The sequence below is a fragment of the Kribbella sp. genome, from assembly GCF_035655035.1.
In the GTDB taxonomy this organism is placed as follows: Bacteria; Actinomycetota; Actinomycetes; order Propionibacteriales; family Kribbellaceae; genus Kribbella.
In genome coordinates, this window is sequence record NZ_DASRVN010000269.1 from 1 (window position 1) to 2100 (window position 2100).

Below are 2100 nucleotides of genomic sequence, written 5' to 3' on the forward strand. Positions count from 1 at the left end.
TCCTTGGCCTCGAGCACGATCTGCGTCCCACCGCGCAGGTCCAGACCGAGCTGTGGTTTCGCCGTCAGCGTGACGTACGTCGACGCCGCCAGCACCAGGAACGCGAGCAGAGCACGGACAAGGGACGACCGGTTCACCGAAGCCTCCGGAGGTGGGCACCCGCAGTACAGGTGTCATGACACAGAGCATCCACGCAGCCGTGGAACGCCCAGTGTACGAACCACCCACAATCACACAAGCGACCGAGTCGCAACCGTAACGTCATCAGCCCACACCACCTGAACCGCGCCGAAACCTGCCGGATTGCCGCAGGTAAGGGGCGATCCACAGCCACCCGGCACCACCTCCACCGGCAGCCACGGACGCGCGCCAAGCAGTCGCACGCGAGCGGCAGCTCGCAACACCCGGCGCCAGCCGGGCACTGCCGGCGCTAGCCGGTGGGCGGGTGGGAGCGCGCGGAGCAGACGCGCCTGAGGAGCGTAGCGACGAAGCCAGCGGCTGCGCAGCACGCGGGGGGCAACCACACTCACCACATCACCACCCACCCCTAACCGGCGGATGCCCGCCAAGCAGGCGGGCAGTACGCGGGGGTTACTCGGCCAGGCCGTTTTTGAGGGCGTAGCGGACCAGTTCGGCTCGGTTGTGGAGTTGGAGTTTGCGGAGGGTGTTCTGGACGTGGTTCTCGACGGTGCGGTGGGACAGGACCAGGCGGGTGGCGATCTGTTTGGCGGTGAGGCCGCGGGCCACCAGGCGGAGGACTTCGGTTTCGCGGTCGGTCAGTTGCGGGCCGGTGGTGCCCAGCCGGCGGTACTCGCCGAGCAGGAGCCCGGCGAGGCCGGCGCTGAAGACGGCGTCGCCTTCGGCGGTGCGGCGGACGGCGTCGTCGAACTCGTCGAGCGAGGCGGACTTCACCAGATAGCCGGACGCGCCGTTCTTCACGGCTGCGAGTACGTCGTCCTGCTCGGCGCTGGCGGACAGTACGAGCACGCGGGTGTCCGGGAGCGAGGTGGTGATCGACCGGGTCGCGTCGACGCCGGATCCGGTGCCCAGTTGGAGGTCCATGACGACCACGTCCGGGCGGGTCGCCAGCGCGATCTTCACCGCACTCGCCACGTCCGACGCGGTCGCGCAGACGTCGTACCCGCGGCTGCCGAGGTCGCGCGCGACACCTTCGCGCCACATCGGGTGGTCGTCGACGATCATCACACGGGTCACAGCTTCAGCTCCCATTCGGTTCCTTCGCCGGGGGCGGTGCGGACGGTGGCGGTGCCGCCGAGGTCGGTGATGCGGCCGCGGATCGACTGGCTGACGCCGAGGTGGCCGTCCAGGCGGGCCCGTTCGAGTCGCGCGGGCGTCGTACCCAGGCCGTCGTCCCGGATCGACACCATCACCTTCTCCCCCAGTTCCTCCACAACCACCCACGCGCGCGCAGCCGGCCCGGCGTGTTCGGTCACGTTGCTCAGCGCTTCCTTGACCGCGGCAACCAGTTCGGCGGCGGTCGCCGCAGGCAGCAGTACCTGTCCGGCAGGTACGACGACGTCCACGCGGGTGGTGGCCAACGGCAACAGCAACCCGCACAGGTCGACCCGGCTCCCGTCCGAGGCGACGGCGGGCCGCGACGACATCAAGGTGCGCAGGGCAACCTCTTGTTCGGCGGCCAGCGCGGCGAGTTCGAGCGCCTCGCCGCCGATCGCCGTACCGCGTCGCTGGACCTGTGCCAGCACCTGCAGTACGCCGTCGTGGATCGATCGGCTGAGCCGCAGCCGTTCCGCGGTGGCGCTCTCCGCGGCGATCGCCGAACGCAGCCGCTCCCCCGCCTGGCGCATCGTGGTGGCGGCGTACCCGACGACCAGACCGGACACCAGGAGCAGTTGCACATTGCCGAGAATGTTCGACACATGCTCCACCCCGCGCAGCGACAGCAACGTGAGGCTGATCGTCACCGCGCCGAGCAGACCCCCGTCCCGCCCGCGGGAGATCGCCAGCGCGAGCACCGGTCCGGCCGCCCACACCGACGTCAGCACGGACGCACCCGCACGGATGTCCGGCAACGGCTGCGCCCAGAGCGTCGCGTACATGCAGCCGACCGTGACGATCAGG

3 protein-coding genes are annotated in these 2100 nt (G+C 70.1%); all 3 read right to left on the bottom strand.

From position 1 onward, the window contains the following. A partial coding sequence (locus tag VFF46_RS40550) for a hypothetical protein (protein WP_349256361.1) occupies window positions 1-137 on the bottom strand: 137 nt, incomplete at its 3' end. A 454-nt stretch (window positions 138-591) separates the two neighbouring features. Next, window positions 592-1215 (bottom strand): response regulator transcription factor, encoded by a 624-nt coding sequence (locus VFF46_RS15660; protein ID WP_325037843.1) that lies wholly within the window; start codon window positions 1213-1215, stop codon window positions 592-594. Continuing rightward, window positions 1212-2100 (bottom strand): MacS family sensor histidine kinase (gene macS, locus VFF46_RS15665; protein WP_325037844.1); only part of this gene is annotated, 889 nt, incomplete at its 5' end. The genes macS and VFF46_RS15660, both read right to left, overlap by 4 nt.